This window comes from Chitinophaga niabensis, assembly GCF_039545795.1.
GTDB classification, from domain to species: Bacteria; Bacteroidota; Bacteroidia; order Chitinophagales; family Chitinophagaceae; genus Chitinophaga; species Chitinophaga niabensis_B.
The window spans coordinates 6391310-6410102 of the sequence record NZ_CP154260.1 but is presented as its reverse complement, the minus strand read 5'-3'; the positions used below and the strand labels follow the sequence as shown (position 1 = coordinate 6410102).

General features: G+C 45.3%; 17 protein-coding genes. 9 read left to right on the top strand and 8 right to left on the bottom strand.

Features of this window, described 5'->3' with window-relative positions; genetic code table 11:
- Positions 1–70 precede the first annotated feature (70 nt).
- Positions 71–637 carry a helix-turn-helix transcriptional regulator gene (locus tag AAHN97_RS25790; protein ID WP_343304961.1) on the bottom strand — a complete coding sequence of 189 codons (567 nt, stop codon included), beginning with the start codon at positions 635–637 and terminating at the stop codon, positions 71–73.
- A gap of 124 nt (positions 638–761) precedes the next feature.
- Here AAHN97_RS25790 and AAHN97_RS25785 point away from each other — a divergent pair, with 124 nt between their 5' ends.
- The 5 genes from AAHN97_RS25785 (at position 762) to AAHN97_RS25765 (ending at position 7476) form a co-directional block, all read left to right on the top strand.
- Complete coding sequence (locus tag AAHN97_RS25785) at positions 762–1004, top strand: hypothetical protein (RefSeq protein ID WP_343304960.1); 243 nt, start codon at positions 762–764, stop codon at positions 1002–1004.
- A gap of 83 nt (positions 1005–1087) precedes the next feature.
- Positions 1088–1354: a hypothetical protein gene (locus AAHN97_RS25780; RefSeq protein ID WP_343304959.1), complete on the top strand. Its 267-nt coding sequence runs from the start codon at positions 1088–1090 to the stop codon at positions 1352–1354.
- Between the two features lie 426 nt (positions 1355–1780).
- Positions 1781–2941: a tetratricopeptide repeat protein gene (locus AAHN97_RS25775; RefSeq protein ID WP_343304958.1), complete on the top strand. Its 1161-nt coding sequence runs from the start codon at positions 1781–1783 to the stop codon at positions 2939–2941.
- Between the two features lie 219 nt (positions 2942–3160).
- The gene (acs, locus tag AAHN97_RS25770) at positions 3161–5074 is read left to right on the top strand and encodes an acetate--CoA ligase (RefSeq protein ID WP_343304957.1); all 1914 of its coding nucleotides are present in this window, start codon (positions 3161–3163) and stop codon (positions 5072–5074) included.
- 122 nt (positions 5075–5196) lie between these two features.
- Positions 5197–7476 carry a TonB-dependent receptor gene (locus AAHN97_RS25765; protein ID WP_343304956.1) on the top strand — a complete coding sequence of 760 codons (2280 nt, stop codon included), beginning with the start codon at positions 5197–5199 and terminating at the stop codon, positions 7474–7476.
- On the opposite strand, the gene AAHN97_RS25760 is transcribed toward AAHN97_RS25765, so the two are convergent.
- From AAHN97_RS25760 to AAHN97_RS25730, 7 genes are all read right to left on the bottom strand, one after another.
- Positions 7473–8027 carry a L,D-transpeptidase family protein gene (locus tag AAHN97_RS25760; protein ID WP_343304955.1) on the bottom strand — a complete coding sequence of 185 codons (555 nt, stop codon included), beginning with the start codon at positions 8025–8027 and terminating at the stop codon, positions 7473–7475. The two genes, AAHN97_RS25765 and AAHN97_RS25760, sit on opposite strands and share 4 nt — an antisense overlap.
- Positions 8028–8139: 112 nt before the next feature.
- Positions 8140–11076, bottom strand: coding sequence for a M16 family metallopeptidase (locus AAHN97_RS25755; RefSeq protein WP_343304954.1), 2937 nt, complete (start codon positions 11074–11076; stop codon positions 8140–8142).
- A gap of 119 nt (positions 11077–11195) precedes the next feature.
- Positions 11196–11522 (bottom strand): hypothetical protein, encoded by a 327-nt coding sequence (locus AAHN97_RS25750; RefSeq protein WP_343304953.1) that lies wholly within the window; start codon positions 11520–11522, stop codon positions 11196–11198.
- 124 nt (positions 11523–11646) lie between these two features.
- On the bottom strand, positions 11647–12570 hold the full coding sequence (locus AAHN97_RS25745) for an outer membrane beta-barrel protein (RefSeq protein ID WP_343304952.1): 924 nt from the start codon (positions 12568–12570) through the stop codon (positions 11647–11649).
- Between the two features lie 25 nt (positions 12571–12595).
- Positions 12596–13645 (bottom strand): hypothetical protein, encoded by a 1050-nt coding sequence (locus tag AAHN97_RS25740; RefSeq protein WP_343304951.1) that lies wholly within the window; start codon positions 13643–13645, stop codon positions 12596–12598.
- Positions 13646–13672: 27 nt separating this feature from the next.
- Positions 13673–14158, bottom strand: a complete 486-nt coding sequence (locus AAHN97_RS25735; protein WP_343304950.1) for an RNA polymerase sigma factor — start codon at positions 14156–14158, stop codon at positions 13673–13675.
- A gap of 85 nt (positions 14159–14243) precedes the next feature.
- Positions 14244–14441 (bottom strand): hypothetical protein, encoded by a 198-nt coding sequence (locus AAHN97_RS25730; RefSeq protein WP_343304949.1) that lies wholly within the window; start codon positions 14439–14441, stop codon positions 14244–14246.
- A 161-nt stretch (positions 14442–14602) separates the two neighbouring features.
- Here AAHN97_RS25730 and kbl point away from each other — a divergent pair, with 161 nt between their 5' ends.
- From kbl to AAHN97_RS25710, 4 genes are all read left to right on the top strand, one after another.
- On the top strand, positions 14603–15805 hold the full coding sequence (gene kbl / locus AAHN97_RS25725; protein ID WP_343304948.1) for a glycine C-acetyltransferase: 1203 nt from the start codon (positions 14603–14605) through the stop codon (positions 15803–15805).
- Positions 15806–15896: 91 nt separating this feature from the next.
- The gene (locus tag AAHN97_RS25720; protein ID WP_343304947.1) at positions 15897–16673 is read left to right on the top strand and encodes a penicillin-binding transpeptidase domain-containing protein; all 777 of its coding nucleotides are present in this window, start codon (positions 15897–15899) and stop codon (positions 16671–16673) included.
- A 111-nt stretch (positions 16674–16784) separates the two neighbouring features.
- Positions 16785–17822, top strand: a complete 1038-nt coding sequence (locus AAHN97_RS25715; RefSeq protein ID WP_343304946.1) for a VWA domain-containing protein — start codon at positions 16785–16787, stop codon at positions 17820–17822.
- The gene (locus AAHN97_RS25710; RefSeq protein ID WP_343304945.1) at positions 17819–18568 is read left to right on the top strand and encodes a tetratricopeptide repeat protein; all 750 of its coding nucleotides are present in this window, start codon (positions 17819–17821) and stop codon (positions 18566–18568) included. The genes AAHN97_RS25715 and AAHN97_RS25710 overlap by 4 nt, the downstream gene beginning before the upstream one ends.
- Positions 18569–18793: the final 225 nt, after the last annotated feature.

Genomic DNA, 18793 nt, shown 5'->3' with positions numbered 1-18793 from the left:
TTTCCGGGAAACAAGTAATGTTTACTACAACTCTTTTGGTGTGAGGCGCTTTCTGGTAAGCGTACGAGCCTTACTGCAACTCCTTAAGGCGGGCTATTTCCACGAGTGCTTTATTATAATCTTCCAGCAGTTTATAGTATTTATCTTTCCAGCTTTCTATCTCCGGGCCATCTGTTCCATTTTCTTCTACATGATTGCCTCCCATGAATTCCTTGGCGCTGATCTCCAGTACCTGACAGATCTTTTTCATCTGGTCCGGCGTGAACACAGATTTGTCCAGCAGATTATATAAGGCGCGGCGGCTAAGCCCCATCCTGTCTGCCAACTTTGTTTTATTCAGCCCCTTTTCTTCGATCAGTTCATCCAGTCTTTGGCCCTGATGAAAGTCTACAGCCGGTTGCGGTTGTGTTCTGCGCGGATGCGTCCAGTTATAAAATTCATCAAGACTGATACCGAGCAGTGTGCAGAACTCCAGTAAGGTAGCGCGTTTGATAGCTTCCTTGCGGAAATAATAGTGAGCAATCTGGTTGGAAAACCCCGCCAGATCAGCGAACTCCAGGATCTTCATACGTTTATCCCGAACGATCTGTTTCAAACGTGCGCCTTCGTGAATAATATTTTTCGATACCGCTTCCACTGTAATTAAATTTTGTTATTATTGTAACAGTTGTAAATGGTTTGTATGATACTCATACTATCAATATAACATTTTTATTGACAAAATGAATGGATTTACCTCAAAATGATTAAACCAGCGTCACATGGAAACAAAGAAACTTTCCTCCTTCAACCTCTTATCGGATACGCACACAGCCTTAACCCGGCTCCCGAAATCCTTCCGGGAAAGCGTTTGCCATGAATGCGGTTGGAGTGAAGCTACTTTCTACCGGAAAGCCAGAGGCAAAAACACCTTCAGTAATGCGGAAAAGGAAAAGATCCTGGCAGTAACTGATGATCTTTTAAAGAGCGTCCTGGAGCAAAATGTCGGTTACAGGCAACGTTAGATGCACAATAGCGTACATCATCTCCACGGAATGAAACATTTTCATTGATGTTAACTTAATTAATCCCATTAAAAACCAGGATCATGCCGGAAGCCAATCAGGAAATACGCTCCACCATTTCTCAATTCATTCAGCGCCTGGATGAGGTCAGCGATCATGCTATCTCTCATGTAACCGTTACCATACATGGAGGATTGCAGCATTTCTTTCCAGACAAACGCATCACTCATTTTTCCGTTACCAAAATGGAAGGTGTGGCGGAGCTTTCTTACCAGGATATGGAACTGGAAGCCCCTATACCTAATATGGTCACCATTATTGCAACGGAAAAAAAGCCAAAGGAGGCCTGAAGCCATCATTTCATCTCATAAAAAAAGCAAAAGGGCAGAACTGTTCTTTTGCTTTTTTGTTGATCATCGCCTGAACATGGTACTCTTTGTATTATTCCTTATCTGGCTGCTGAGTAGTATCCACCGCATCGGTAAACATCATCCTGATAAGAACGGCATCTTTTCCAATACACGGTAACGATATTGATGACTGCAGGCGCATTTGTCTGTAACCTTACGGGCCACGTGATGTTATCCAAATTCCTGGGCATGAGTGCCATTTTCAGTCTTATTGCTGCACAAGCACTGATTACACGCGCTACTCCTCACTATTTATGATACTTTCGGGGAACAGGGCATCGAAATCCCCTTCCCGCAACAGGAAATTCACATCAAACATCCACCGTCAAACTAAATTTTTCTTTATAAAACTAAATTATTAGTTTTATGGAAATCTTAGTTATGACCCGCGCTATTTCTGCTATACTATGCCTCCTGCTTTTTGCTGCCAACGCTAAAGCCCAGGATAATATCGATAAAGCTTTGCTGATGGATTATTTCCAGGAGCAGCAATTCGACAAAGCCATTCAATATCTCGAAGGAACGGTGAAAGTACAGGAAGTAAATGGCCTTGCCTTACTGGCCAGTGCTTATTACCAAAGCGGGCAATTGGCGCAGGCGGAAAAAAACTACAAACTTGTACTGGAAAAAGATTCCAATCATATACCAGCGCTCCAGAACCTTGGAAATATTGCCCGGCAGCAAAAGCAGCCGGCTAAAGCATTCATTCATTTTGAAAAGCTGGTGACGCTCCGCCCTTCAAATGCGATCTACTATAAACAACTCGGGCTGGTCTGTGAAAACGTTGTTGGCAAACAGGACTCTGCTATCAAATACATGCTCAGGTCCTACGAGTTGAACCAAAAGGATGTTAGCGTTATCTCTTACTTATGTGCTGAATTCATTGCCCAGAAAGAATATGCCCGGGCAGACAGTATGCTGAAACAATACATGCTCTTTGACAGTACGCAGGTGAGCATTATTGCACAGGTAATGAAAGTTTCCTACCTCCAGAAAGATTTCAATACCGCTACGATGTATGGAGAACGTTTATTCAGCATGGATATTGTAGACCCCATGGCTGCCATCTATTTGTCTGTTTCCTACTACAGCCTTAAAAAATACGACAGCTGTGCTTTGGTATATGATAAGATGATGGCACTCGCACATGCCGCACCTGAAACTGTTACCTATTATGCCGGCCTTGCTTACGCGCGGATGAAGAACTACGAAAAAAGCAACCAGCTGATCCTGGAATGTATTGACCAGGCTAAGTCTAAAAGTCTTGATAGCTACTACGCCACGCTGGCAGACAATTACGAGCAGATGCGGCAATTCAGGAAAGCCATTGCATATTATGATACCTCCTATTATTTGTTTAAAGACCCTATGCGCCAGTATGGTATTGGCCGCATCTATGAACAGCATCTGCAGGATCCGCTGAATGCCAAAAAGCATTACAAGCAATACGTACTGCATGCAAAGCCGGAGAATAAGGAGGAGGAATCCATCCACATTTACGTGAAGGAACGCATCAAAAATCTATAAGAAGAAGAATTCATCCGTATCACCCGCAGGAACGCGTCAAGAATCCATAAGCAAAAACAAAGATACGTTGTACAAATCCCGGCCATCATAGCCGGGATTTGTCTTTCTATTGAATTTATTTCAAGGTTATTCCTTCTTAATTTGACAATCTTCAATCATAAATCACTAAATTTAAGGCCCGTTAAAAAAACTGTTTAACTATAAATCAGATTGGGAATCATGTCGTACCCATACCAACTCAAGAATTTCGAAGATTATCAGCAAGCCTGGCAGCACAGTGTAACAGACCCGGAAGGATTTTGGGCCAACGTTGCCGATCATTTTTACTGGCGCCGTAAGTGGGACAATGTACTGGAATGGAACTTTAAACAACCAGATGTAAAATGGTTTTCCGGAGCAAAGCTCAACATTACGGAAAACTGCCTGGACAGGCATTTGAGCACACTTGCCAATCAGCCTGCCATTATCTGGGAACCCAATGATCCGGAAGAAAAGCACCGTGTGCTCACATATCGTGAACTGTTCAACAAGGTTTGCCAGTTTGCAAATGTGCTCAAAAATAACGGTGTGAAGAAAGGCGACCGTGTTTGTATTTACATGGGTATGATCCCTGAACTGGCCATTGCAGTATTAGCGTGTGCCCGTATCGGTGCTATTCACTCTGTGGTATTTGGCGGTTTCAGTGCACAATCTATTGCAGACCGTATCCAGGATGCACAGGCCAGCCTGGTGATCACTTGTGACGGGGCTTTCCGCGGCGGAAAGGACATTCCTTTGAAAGCCGTGATAGACGATGCTTTGATGGCCTGCCCTTCTGTTAAAAAAGTAATTGTTTGCACACGTACCCGCACACCCGTTAGTATGCTCAAAGGCAGAGACGTTTGGTGGGAAGATGAGATCAAACAAGTGGAAACCATGGGTAACCCGCCAGTGGCAGCTGAAGAAATGGATGCGGAAGATATGCTCTTTATCCTTTACACTTCCGGCTCTACCGGTAAACCTAAAGGTGTGGTGCATACCTGTGCAGGGTACATGGTATATGCGAATTATACTTTTATCAATACCTTCCAGTATAAACCCGGACAGGTATTTTTCTGTACAGCAGATATCGGCTGGATCACCGGCCACAGTTATATTCTTTATGGTCCTTTAAGCGCAGGCGCTACAACCCTGTTGTTCGAAGGTATCCCCACTTATCCTGATGCCGGGCGTTTCTGGGACATTGTAGATAAGTTCCGTGTGAATGTACTCTACACTGCTCCTACTGCTATCCGCAGCCTGATGGGTTTTGGCCTCGGCCCTGTGAACCACAAGGACCTCAGCTCGCTTACTACATTAGGTACAGTAGGTGAACCGATCAATGAAGAAGCATGGCATTGGTATAAAGATCATATCGGTAAAGGAAAAGCGCCGATCACAGACACCTGGTGGCAAACAGAAACCGGTGGTATCATGATTGCTCCGCTGGCTGGCATTACACCTGAAAAACCAGGTTACGCCACACTTCCGCTGCCGGGTATTCAACCCATCCTGGTGGATGAGAACGGAAAAGAAATTGAAGGGAATGGCGTGAACGGTAACCTTTGTATCAAGTTCCCATGGCCAGGTATGATCCGTACCACCTATGGAGATCATGAACGTTGCCGCACTACTTACTTTGCTACTTACGAGAATCTCTATTTCACAGGAGACGGTTGCCTCCGTGATGAAGATGGTTATTACCGTATCACCGGCCGTGTGGATGATGTACTCAATGTAAGCGGCCACCGTATTGGTACCGCAGAAGTGGAGAATGCCATCAACATGCACGCAGGTGTTGTGGAAAGTGCTGTAGTGGGCTATCCGCATGATATTAAAGGGCAGGGCATCTATGCATATGTGATCACGGATAAGCTGATAAAAGATCCTGAACTTACCAAGAAAGATATCATGCAAACCGTTTCCCGGATCATTGGCCCTATTGCAAAACCGGATAAGATCCAGTTTGTGGCAGGCCTGCCGAAAACGCGTTCCGGAAAGATCATGCGCCGTATCCTGCGCAAGATCGCAGAAGGGGAATTAGACAACCTTGGCGATACTTCCACACTGCTGGATCCGGCTGTTGTAGAAGAGATCAAAAGAGGAAAACTATAAATTACGCAGGGCGGTATCACTGATACCGCCCTTTTCATTTGCATTTCGTCCTGCATTATTTACACATGATGTAAATAATTTCCTCCTCCCTTATTGCCATGCTTCCTTTGTACTGTATGGCAATGAAATTACTGTTATGCTCCCTGCTTTTTGCGGTTCCCGCTACTGCTCAGACTATCCGTGGTGTGGTAAAGAGCAACCATGAACCATTGATTGCCGCCACAGTTGTATTGATGCAGGAGGACAGCAGCATAGTGAAAACAGTGCGTACCGGTAAAGACGGCCAGTTTGTAATGGAGCCCGTGCCGAAAGGTAAATATCTCTTAAGTGCCCGTTTCCTGGGTTATCAGCCCTATTACATTTCCATCGTATCTCCTTCCGCCCAATCTATACAGATATCCCTTCTTCCGCTTGCACAACAGTTACAAAGTGTACATGTGCAGGCACAGCGGCCACCAGCTATTGAACAGCGAATAGACGGACTTGTGTATAACCCGCAAGGGGACCTGGTGGCCGCCGGGAGTAATGCACAGGACCTTTTGCAGCGTGTGCCTTTTGTAACCATCAGCCAGGACGGCGCTATCAGCATCCGCGGGAATAACAGCGTTAAGATATTTATCAATAATAAACCTGCGGAATTCTATGCCAACAATGTGGCAGACCTGCTGAAATCATTATCTGCTGATGATATTGCGAAGGTAGAAGTGATCACACATCCTTCTGCCCGTTATGATGCAGAAGGTTCTGCAGGTGTATTAAACATCTGGTTAAAGAAAAACCGCCTGCGGGGCCTCACCGGAACTCTTAGCGCCAATGCGAACGACATTGATCAGAGTTACAACCTGAAGTTTAACTACCGGATGGCAAAAGTATACAGCACATTTGAAGTGTATCAGAACCTTTATAAGAGTTATAATTATGAGGAAACGGAGCGCATTGGGTATAATGGTTTTGCACTCCGGCAATTCTCAGAAAACAGGCAGCATGGCCGTGGGAATTATTTCACCTTCAATGCAGGCTGGGAGCCGGATAGCACGCAGGCATTTGATGTTTCCATGCGTTTGGGCATCTTTCCTGATTTCCGCGAAAGCTCGTTACAGGCAACGCAGCTTACGCCTGTTAGAGAATACGCCCGCCATACCAGCAGGGAAGGTTTGTACTGGAGCAGAGGTATTACTTTCTCTTACAACAAGCGCCTGGATAATAACAGGGAGCTGTATGTATTAGGAGGTTATTCTGCACGTAATAATGAAAGCGGGTACATTATGCGGGCAGATGCATATAAAGAAAAGAACGAGAACAGGGGGCGTAATTATGATATCATGCTGCAATCAGATTATGTGCATCCTTTTTCTTCTCACCATAAAATTGAAACCGGATTGAAATATTCAAAGAGAGAGATCAACACCGATTATGCGCTCTTCAATTTTGATTCACTCACCGGATATGAAAAAGATCTTCAGCGTTCATTGCGTTATCATTTCATACAGAACGTGATGGCAGCTTATCTGAGCTATGATCTTACTGTGAAAGAATGGAAATTCAGGTTAGGTACGAGATATGAATACACCTGGCTTAGCGCACAGGGGCTTTCATTGCCCTCTTACGATATTTTTGTTCCCAATATTATTATTTCCCGGCGTTTCTCTAACAAGCACACATTCAATCTCAGCTATTCTTACCGGATACAGCGGCCGGAAGTATACCATCTTTCTCCTGCCCTGGACTACAGCGACTCGCTTAATATCACCACCGGCAATCCTGATCTTGTTCCTGAAAAGATCCACCGGTTTGAGTTCGGGTATACTACTGGTTTTATTAGTATCTCTGTTTATCATTCCTATGCTAATAACAGCATTCAAAGCATAAGGGTCATGAAAGGAAATGGTGTGATCTATAACAGTTATGCAAACATTGCCGGTAATAGTAAAACAGGTTTATCCTTAAGTAATACCCTGAATATCGGGAAACGTTTCAAACTGAACACGAACGCAGATATGTATTATGTGAAGTTCCGCGGTGATACCATTATCAACCAGCGGCCCTATGCGCGGCTCTCTACCACAGCCACTTACCAGTTACCTAAAGGTTTTGCCCTGGAAGGATCATTCTACTGGGAATCACGTTATCCCCTGGTGTATGGATATGTTACGGGCTGGAGAAATTACTTCCTGGGCGTTAATAAAAAATTATGGGGAGAAAAAGCGGCTATCAGCCTGCGTTCACAGAGCTTTGTCAGCCGCTATTTTCATGGCAGAGGAGAGTTTTTTGGTGATACTTACAGGGAAAGATTTACGCGGAATTTCCAGCGCCCCATACTTCGTATAGGCTTCACTTATAAATTCGGAAAAGCTTTTAATACAAGGCCTGAAAGAGCCCGCAGGAATATTGAAGGGCTTTAGGGTCTTATCACTACAGGAGTACCTACTTTCACAACATCATATAACTCATTCACATCTCCATTCTTCAGGCTAACGCAACCCAGCGTCCAGTTAATACGTTGTTCCACATAACTATCGCGGATACCGGATGCGTATTCCACACCATGGATGCCGATGCCGCCGCCAATGTCTGCTCCTCTTTGAATGAGGCCCTGGGCCTGGCGTTGCTGGAATTTTTCGCGTGATTCAATGTTGGGGTAATCCAATAGCAGGAAGCGGCTCCAGCGATTGTCGTAACGTTTGGCGAGGATGCGGAATGTTCCATCCGGCGTGCGGCGATCGCCCTGTACATATTTATCCCTTGTATCCCCGTTGCCGAATACTACTTTATAGATCTTAATCAAAGTAGCATCTTCATACAGATACATGCGGTAATCACTTTTGTCTACGAGCAGAAACACTTTGTCTACATCTATCCGCGCGGGGTTGAGCCTAACGCTATACAGATCATTATTATTGTGCTCAAAGGCAAACAGGGGCAATAAGAAAAATAAAAAGCAATAACGCCACATTGTAGTTACAGGATTTCAGAATAGATTAACGGCAGGCAGAATGCGAATATTGTGTTAAAAAAAATAGAGACGCAATATTTGCGTCTCTATTCCTATTGTTTATATCAACAAATTAATATCCGAATATTTCTTCCAGCGTTACTTTCTGTACATCACCATACTTTTTCAGGTCATCCAGTTTAATGCGTTTCTCAGACGCCAGGATGCAGTATGAATAAGGCTTTCCGGCAATATTCTGATCATGCAGGCGTTTCACATCATCAAAGCTCAGTTTGTCCACGCTTTCGTATACTGATTTACGGATATCCGTATCCAGCCCCAGTTTCTGAGCACCCAGGTAGCTGAAGATAATACCATCCTGCGTGATACGTTCTGTTTCAATATCTTTTTTCATACTGCTGCGCGCAGTTTCAAAAGATTTGTCTGCTTTAGGGATGGTGGTCAGCAGTTCATTCATGCCTGCAATGGCTTCATTCACTTTATCTGCCTGGCTGCCTACATAAGCCAGTACCGCATAACGGTCTGTTTTTTTGTTAGGTGCTGCATAGAAAGCATAAGTAGAATAAGCCAGTGCTTTAGATTCACGGATGGTCTGGAACACAATAGATCCCATGCCTCCTCCGAAATAAGAGTTGAAGAGGTTCACTACAGCTGTATTGGAGGGATTGAACACATCTCCGTTACGCACCCAGTTCACTTCTGCCTGCACCATATCATAATCTGCAAACAATACCTTATTGCTGGCCTGTACCGTTTTCTCAAACTGTTTTGCCGGCATGTCTGCCTTAAATGCAGCAGGTTGCTGATGCAGTTTCTGCACAGCAGTTGAGGCTGTTGCCAGGTCCTTAGGCCCGTAGTAAATGATGGTGTGTTTATAGTTCGGCAGTTCGTGCAGCAGGTCTGTGAGTTCCTGTGCTGTTAACGCATCCAGTTCTTCTTTGCTTAGCTGATTATTGAACGGGTTTTTTGCCCCATATGTTGCGTAAGACCGCAAACCGCTCATGATCTGCCCTTTATTCAGCTTCATATCTGAACGGGACTTCGCGATCCTGTTCTTGAAACCGGCCAGTGCTTTTTCATCCGGCTTGCAATTAGTGATCAGGTGATCAAACAATTGTACCGCCTTGTCGAAGTTCTCCTGTAAACCGGTGATGGTAACGGTTGTTTCTTCTGATCCGGCAGAGAGGTTAAAGGAACAGGCAATATTGTAGAATTGCTTGCTGATCTCTTCGGAGGAATATTTGTCCGTACCCAGGAATTGCAGGTATTGCGCGGCTATCGGGAGTTTTTTGTTGCTCCAGCTGCCCATGTTGAAACGATAGTAAAGACGGAACAGGCCATTGTCTTTATTCTGCACATATAACAGGTCTGCATTGCCAACCTTTCCTTTCTGGATGTCTTTATCATAATCCAGCCAGAGCGGCTTTACAGGTGTTTCAGGAAGAGCGGCTACACTCTTCAGGAATTCGGACTGTGCATCGCGGTTCACTTCTACAGGTGTGATCGGCGGTTTCTCTACCTTTTCAATATTCTTATCTTCCCCTTTACGTTTGTACAGCAGTACGTAGCTGTTGTTCATGTACTTATTCGCAAAATCAACGATCTGTTGTTTGGTGACTTTGCCCATATCTTCTACATAAGAAACATCATACAGCCAGTTTTTACCGGCGTGTTTAATGTAACCATCCATGAGGCTGTTAGCACGGTTGCCGTTGCTTTCCAGGCCTTGTATCTCGTAGAGTTTGAAGTTATTAACGATAGCGGTGATGAGGGATTCATCAAATTCACCTTTCCGGAGGATGTCCAGCTGGCCCAGCAGCAGGTCTTTTACTTCATCCAGTGTTTGCCCTTCTTTGGCGCGGCCGCTTAAAGAAAATACGGTATAGTCTTTCCAGGGCAGTGTGCTTACACTGGCACCCAGTACTTTTTGTTGTTTGTTCAGGTTGAGGTCCATCAGACCTGCTTTACCGTTGGAAAGGATCTGTGAGAGAACGGTGAGCACAACTGCGGATTTTGTATCCAGTGCACCGGGCATGCGATAAGCCAGGTTTACATTTTCCGCATCCGGGCCAAATACTTCCTTCACGACCGGTTTGGTGATCGGCGCTTCGGCAGGAGCTTTGTATTCCTTCACGGGTTTGGTTTTCATATAGCCAAACTGCTGGTCGATACGTTTGATCACGTAATCAGGATCAAAGTCGCCAGCGAAAACGATCGCCATGTTATTAGGCACGTAAAATTCATTATAGAACTGCCGGATGGCCTTCAGGGAAGGGTTCTTCAGATGTTCTACGGTTCCGATGGTGGATTGCTGCCCGTAATTGTGGGTTGGGAATAAATTGAACAGCATGGCCTCATACATTTTGCGGCCATCATTGTCCAGCCCACGGTTCTTTTCTTCATACACGGCTTCCAGCTCAGTATGGAAGATCCGGAAAACGGGATCGCGGAAACGCTCTGCCTGCACTGCCAGGAACTTATCTACTGCAGTGGAGGGAATATCTTCTTCATACACAGTTTCCTCTACCCAGGTATGGGCATTGGTTCCCTGTGCGCCCATATTCGTCATCATCTTATCGTACTCATTGGCAATGGCGAATTTGGCTGCAGCGCCGGACATGCTGTCTATTTGTTTGTAGATGGCTTTACGCTTTTCTACATCTGTGGTTTTGTTGTAAGTGTCGTACAGGCCTTCCACCTTATCAAGCAGGGGTTTTTCTTTAGCCCAGTCCAGGGAGCCGAACTTTGTGGTGCCCTTAAATAACAAGTGTTCCAGATAGTGTGCAAGGCCGGTATGGTCTTTAGGATCACTGTTGCTACCTGCGCGTACACCTATGAGGGTTTGAATGCGGGGGTCCTTTTTGTTGACACTCAGAATAACGGTAAGGCCATTCTTCAAAGTGTAAAAGCGTGCCTGCATTGGATCTCCGGTAATGTACCGGTAGGTATAGCCGCCAGATGTGGCGTCTTTCCACTGGTGCTTTTCCTGGGCTGACATTTGCAGCGTTGCGGATAGCAACAGCAATAAAATAAGGGAGGTTACTCTCATACAGTTGGTTTAAAAATTGATCATACCAAATATAAAAAATGCCAGAGGACATTCAACGGCCTGAACGTAATTTTTCTGCACCCGAAAGGATGAGCGGAGGAATTTGGGGATGGGGGATATTATCTTAAGATCATATTTCCTGCATAAACACGGCTGTTGTGTACAGGCCCGGGAGTGGTCAGAAACAGGGTATCTGTTTTTACATATAATACATGGTAATGGTTTGTTACATATAGGTTGTGATCTCCGCGGTAAGACTGGAACAGGCTGTCCGGGAGATATACCAATGCTTCGGAGGCTTCAGGAACAGGAAGTTGTGCTTTGCTGCCGGGGATGGACGCAGCAAGGTTTTCCACGGGTGTGGGGTTTTCCGGTAACCTTAGATTAGTGGCATGCATGAACACGATGAAAATCACTACAGCTACAAACGTCAGGATAGATCGCATACTTTTTTGGATTTGGTTGTGTACAGTTTTATAGGATAAAGGAAATGAGGAGAATGTTACCCCCTGCCTTTCAAAATTCATCCAGGTAATAAATAAATAGAATATGCTCGTTACTTTTTGCTCATTAAAATCCGTTGAACCGGAACCCTACAGAAAAGGGATATTGTTCCAGTCCATAGTCATGTAAGGGCGTGAGGGCAAAGTTACTATATAGTTTAATAGGACCATATGCTAATTCACCGGTCAGGCCTAAACGCCATTTATTCAGGCTGAAATCGTCTGTGTGCCTCACTTTGCCTCTTTCAGCACTCACTTGTTTGGTGCGTGATTTGAGCAAATATCCGCCGGAAAAGCCCAGGCTCATTTCAAAAGAGCGGCCGGGACGGGCAGGATTAGAGTTAAAATTCAGCATCACGGGGATGGTCAGGTACTGTGCAAACAGCTTGTTTTTGGAAAACCCTACTGAATCACGGATGATAGTGGTGGGATAACCAGCTACATAGGTGATATTCCGGGCAAACCGATAGTTATTCATTTCTACACCTAAAGCATAGATAAGGTTCAGTTTATGTTTATGAATATTCAGGCGTTGCATCAACACCCAGATATTAAAATTGATCGATTTACCAGTGATGAGTTTAAACTCTGAAGGTGTTAATGGCTGACTGGCACTACGTGGCGCGAATTTATTGAGTGCAAGGCCGGAATAGTCATAACTGCCATCCGCAGCAGAAAGATTGGGATAATATTGTTGCTGGTTCTGCGGGTAGAGGGACATTACCATGGCGCCGGGATAATTACTCTTGTCCCTGTAATTATTAAATCCCACATCAAATACCAGCCATTTGGTATGGAGGTTCTTTTTCAGTTTCTGACGGGCATACCCAGTATCCTGGTAAGCTCTGAAAATGCTTTTTCCTCTGGCGTCTTTCCCCTTCACAATAACCAAACCCTTGATCTGTATGGTATCTATAGATTCATGCTGAGCAAAAGCGCTGCCCATTGCAAGGATCATTGTAAGAATGGTGAGTAAAAATTTTTGCTTCATATGACTGTGCCGTTTTACCGGTTCGTTATTTATTTCTCTTTTTGGCAAATAACCTTGCCACGTTGGTTACCTTGTCCAGCACTTTGCTTTCCAGCCCGTTACCGGTAACGGACATGATCAGCTCGCCGGGCTCAGCAGCTGCCGGTGCCGGGGTTGCCAGGGGAGCGGATGTACCTACTTCTATGGAAGGGCGGTTTACTGCTACCTCATTACCCGGGATCTGTTTCAACTGTTTTGAGATGTCTGCTGCAATTACTGCATTATTATCGTGCTGTTCTGTTGGAACGTTTGTAAGGTCTATTGTTTTGTTCGCAGCCGGGGCAGTGTTTGCAGCCGGAGCTTTACTTATAGTTGCCCTGGCTGTGTTTGCGGCTGCCAGAACGGGCGCTTTTGCCGGAGTTGTGTTTGCCGTTGTTTTTTCCAGCACTTTTTCCTGCTTAGCTGCCTGTGGTGTTTCTTTAGGCGTTTCTCTTGGAACTGTAGCCGCAATTACGGGTTCCGTAGTTGTTTCCACAGCTGCTGGCGGCGTTTTTTGTGTTCCCGTTTGTTTAACGGCTGCTACGTCTGTTTTTGTTGCATCTGATAATGTAATGAAGAATAATGCCCCGGCCATAACAGCTGCTGCTGCTCCCCACCAGTAGGCAGGGCGGATCACTGTGCGGTGGCTGGTTTTGCGGTACAGTACAGACTTGTTCTCAAAACGTACTGCGGTATCTGCCTGTAATTTAGTGGCCTGCCATACCTTTAAGTCCTTTTCTACAGCCGGGTGCCTGGAAACAAATTGTTCAAAAGCATCCTTTTCCTGCTGATTCAACTCCCCATCTATATAACTTAAGAGATGGCTTTCGTAATTCTGCAGGCTTATTTCACTACCACGGTAAAGAGAAGCTTTGCTATCGAACACAATGGCTTCCGGCTGAAGGCGGGTGGACAATAAAATTTCCAGTTCTGCCCGGAACTGGGGGTACTTCTCCAGGAAGTTTTCCAGTGCCAGCACCTCTTCGGCCTGCAGTTCACCGTCTACATAACTGTAGAGGTAATCTTCGTAGTTTGATATGTTGATGTCTGTTGACATAAAATGCTGATTTTGAATACCTTTTACCTAAATCACGTTTTCCATCTTAACCAGGTATTCCTTCAGATGCGCCCTTGCGCGGTGCAGATAAACCTTTACCTGTGAAGGGTTTAAGTGCATAATTTCTCCAATCTCCTCGTAGCTGTATCCCTCATAATCTTTTAGCAGGATCAGGGAACGCTGTACATCACTTAGCCGGTCCAGCGCTTTTTCTATGATACTACGGGCATTATGTATCTTTTGTTCAGAAACCTTTGCTTCTTCTTTGAATTCCTCCACCAGCGTGATCCGCTTCACTTTCCGCACATGATCTATCATATTATGGTACGCTACGGTAAACAAATAGCTCTTGGCCTTCTCAAAAGGCACATCACTGCAATGTTTCCATAATATTTCAAACGCGTTCTGTACTACATCCCGGGCATCTTCCGTGTGCTCAAGATTTTTGACAATGAACCGGAAGAGGTTATCGCTATACAGATCTACGCATTTGTTGTACTCCTTTTCCGTCATCCGGCGCTATGGCTTTTGAGTGCGAATTTCCGACATTTTGTTTAAAGTGCTCCTTCCCGGAGCTCCGGAAAGCAAAAAAGCCCTTTTATAGCCAGCTCCATGACAATATTTCCACTATTGGCAGCCTTCTGATAACCTCCAGGGCAGAGTGGCCTTCGCCATTCTCCCAAGGGGTCCCTAAACCGGGCGAAAACGCTGTAATAGCCACTACGGCCATTATCAGCAATCCAAAGCAGGTCAGGGGTATCCAACGGATCAGTGAGCGTACAGTACCTTTCGTCATATTTTACCGTCTATGATAATTGTATGACGCTGGGCGACTGATAAATGTTACACATCGGTCAAACTTTTTATCATTGCGGAGATTCCCCCTTTTTACCGCTGAATTACTAGATACATTTAAACCCCTAACTTTGTTAGGTACAGCTAAAAACACTCGCTAACATGAACCAAAATTTCATCAAACGATTACAACAGGAGCTGGATGAAATACAAACCGCCGGCCTGTTCAAGAACGAGCGGATCATTACTTCCGAGCAGGGCGCCGAGATTAAGGTGGGCGGCAAAACTGTTATTAACCTTTGCGCCAACAACTATCTTGGCCTCTCATCCCACCCTAAAGTAGTGTCTGCCGCCAAAAAAGCGATAGACACACATGGTTACGGGATGAGCAGTGTACGTTTCATTTGCGGTACCCAGGATATTCACCGGGAACTGGAAGAAAAGATCTCCAAATTCCTGGGCACAGAAGATACCATCCTCTATGTAGCAGCTTTTGATGCAAACGGCGGGGTGTTTGAACCCCTGTTCTCAGAACAGGATGCCATCATTTCCGATGCTTTGAACCATGCTTCCATTATTGACGGGGTACGCCTCTGTAAAGCGCAGCGTTTCCGTTATGAACATAATAACATGGCAGACCTGGAAGCAAAACTGCAGGAATCCCAGGGAGCGCGCAGCCGTGTGATCGTTACGGATGGCTCTTTCAGCATGGACGGTACCATTGCACAATTAGATAAGATCTGCGACCTCGCCGATAAATATAATGCCATTGTGATGTCAGACGAAAGCCATTCTTCCGGTTTCCTTGGCAAAACCGGCCGTGGCACACATGAATACCGTGGTGTGATGGGCCGTGTGGATATTATCACAGGCACACTGGGTAAAGCTTTGGGTGGAGCATCCGGAGGTTTTACCAGCGGCAGCAAAGAAATGGTAGATATGCTGCGTCAGCGCAGCCGGCCATATCTCTTCTCTAATTCCGTAGCCCCCAGTATTGTTGGCGCCTCCATTGCTGTATTGGATATGCTCAGCGAAACCACTGAACTGAGGGACAAACTGGAGTTCAACACTAAATACTTCCGTGAAAAAATGACGGCAGCAGGCTTCGACATCAAACCAGGCGATCACCCGATCGTTCCGGTAATGCTCTACGATGCCAAACTCAGTAAAGAGTTTGCCGACAAACTTTTACAGGAAGGCATTTATGTGATCGGATTCTTCTACCCCGTGGTGCCAAAAGGCCAGGCCCGGATCCGTGTGCAGCTCAGCGCAGCACACAGCCAGGAACATCTCGACAAAGCGATTACCGCCTTCACCAAGATCGGACGGGAACTCGGTGTTATCAAAGAACCTGTGGCCATATAAGATTTATTGAACAGAAAAGGCTCCGATCTGATCGGGGCCTTTTTTTATTCCCTTCATCGCTTACTTTTGCAGGACTTAAAAACAGAAACAGATGAAAACGTTCGGCCTGCTATTGCTTTCTGCTACCTTATGGCTCAGTGCCTGCTCCCCTAACAATGTGGAAGATGTCAAAAGCTGGGAGAAATATTTTACACAACACAAGCTGGAAGGCTGCTTTATGCTGTTCGACAATGGCCAGGGTACTTTCAAAGTCTACAATATTGACCGTGCTAAGGAACGCTTCCTGCCGGCCTCCACTTTTAAAATCTTCAATTCCCTGGTAGGACTGCAAACCGGTGTGATCAGTGATACCAGCATGGTTATACAATTGGATAGTGTTCAGCTCACTATGGCAGAGGCTTTCAGAGCTTCTTCCGTTCCCTATTACCAGGAAGTAGCCCGCCGCATCGGAAAAGATACCATGCAGCGCTGGCTGGATTCTGTACAATATGGTAATCGCAAGATCAGCCGCATAGATTCTTTCTGGCTGGATAATTCCCTGCAAATATCCCCTGATGAGGAACTGGGTTTTGTAAAACAATTGTATTTCAATCAACTCCCCTTCCAGCAGAGGGTACAGGAACTGGTGAGTGCAGTAATGCTGCAGGAAGTAACGCCTAAATATAAACTGGCCTATAAAACCGGCCTGGGCACATCAGGAGCTAAGAACATTGCCTGGATCGCCGGCTGGATCGAGGAAAACAAACACCCCTGTTTCTTTGTGCTGAACTTTGAAACAGAAGATAAGAGCCTGGATATCCGCAAAGTAAGGATGGAAATACTCCGAAACATCCTGAAGGAAGAAGGTTTTTTTGAAGGCAAAAAATAAAGGCCCTGTTAAAAAACTCCTAAATCCTTTTATAACATCCTTGTAATACGTTATAAAAAAATTATTTTTGACTACTTGCCCCGGCAATGACCGGGGTAAGTTATTTTAACCATGTTAAGATTTCAACATACAGAATACCTCTGGGCATTTGTGCTCCTGATAGTACTGGTTCTGGCTTTTGCCTGGGTTACCTGGTGGAAACGCAGGTCTGTACGCCGTTTAGGTGATCCCGTAATGGTGGAAAAGCTCTTCAGTGGCTATTCCCGCCGCCTGTTTACAGTCAAATTCCTATTGCTTTTCATTGCATTCTTCTTTGGCGTGATAGGCCTGGCCAACCTCCAGAAGGGGAGCCGTGTTGAAAAGATCACCCGCAAAGGGGTGGATGTGATCATTGCACTGGATGTGAGCAAAAGCATGCTGGCCACGGATGCCAAGCCGGACAGGCTTACCCGTGCTAAACAACTGGTGATCAAACTCATGGAGAAGTTGGATAACGACCGCGTGGGGATTGTGGTGTTTGCCGGGAATGCATATCTGCAAATGCCACTGACAATAGATTATTCTGCTGCACGGATGTACCTGGGCAGTATTTCTCCTGACCTCATTCCCAAACAGGGCACTGAAATAAACGAAGCCATCCGTGTAAGCGATGAGGCTTTCAATAAAAAAGAACGCAAACACAAAGCCCTCATTATTATTTCTGATGGGGAAGATCATAATGAAGGCGCTATCGCCGAAGCCAGGAAGGCCTTGGAAAATGGTGTGGTGATCAATACCGTGGGTATTGGTTCCCCTACAGGATCTCCATTGCCAGACCCTGAAAACGGTGGTGTTAAAAAAGACCGTGAAGGTAATACCGTGATCTCCAAACTGAATGAAGATGCGCTTAAATCCCTTGCTGCTGAAGGAAAGGGAATGTACCTCCACATGATGAACAATACAGATGAAGTGGTGGACGCCCTGGCTACCAAAATAGACAGGATGGAGCAGAAAGAATTTGGAGAAAATGTGTTCACCGATTATAACAGCTACTTTCAATATTTCCTGGGCATCAGCCTCGTCCTGATCCTGCTGGAATTCTTTATACCGGAAGGCAAAAAGAAAAAAGCAGAAGAACTGCCCGGACTTAAAACTGCGCAAGCCAAATGAAACAGCACTTTTTTCATATAGCAGTTGCCGTGCTTTTATTCAGCACAGGGGCAACATTTGCTCAGGAAGGCACCAATAAACTGATCCGTAAAGGGAACGATCAATATAAAAAGCAGCAATACGCTGATGCGGAAGCCAGCTATAAAAAAGCGCTGGAGAGAAATAATAAATCGGTTGAAGGGAACTACAACCTCGGCAACTCTTTATACGAACAAAAAAGGTTTGATGCTGCCCGCGCACAATATGCCAATACCTTAAAGGTAGGTGGAAAGAAAGAAGTGAAAGCGGACGCCAATTACAACATCGGCAACACATTCATGGAAGACAAAAAGTGGGAGGAAAGCATCAAGAGTTATAAAAATGCCCTGAAAGCCAACCCGGCTGATGAACAGGCCCGTTATAACCTTGCTTACGCACAGGCCATGCTGAAGAAGCAACAGCAGGAAGGCGGCGGAGACGATAAAAAAGATAATAAGGACAAACAGAAAGACAAGCAGAAAGAGAATAAAGAAAATAAAGACGACCAGAAGAAGGACCAGGATAAAAAAGAACAGGAGAAGAAGGAGCAGGAGAAAAAGCAACAGGAAAAAGAACAACAGCAGCAACCTCAGCCTAAACCCAGTAAACTAACGCCGGAAGAAGCAAAACGTTTGCTGCAGGCCCTGGCACAGCAGGAAAAGAAACTGCAGGAAGATAAAATGAAGAAAGTGAAGGCCAGCCCGGGAACAGTGGAAAAGGACTGGTAATTGATCGGGCGCATTTAAAAAGGCCTGGTGATTATTATTTCATTGTGAACAGATTACTGCCATAAACCGCCCAGGCATAACTAACAGCAGGCTGCCTCCGTAATAGAAATCCCCCATACACAAAGCAGTATGGCATCACCTCATAAAAAAACCGCCCAGTACAAAACAGGGCGGATTCTCTTACTTTCCTTTCCTTTTTAAATAAAAAACGCGTTTGATAAACGC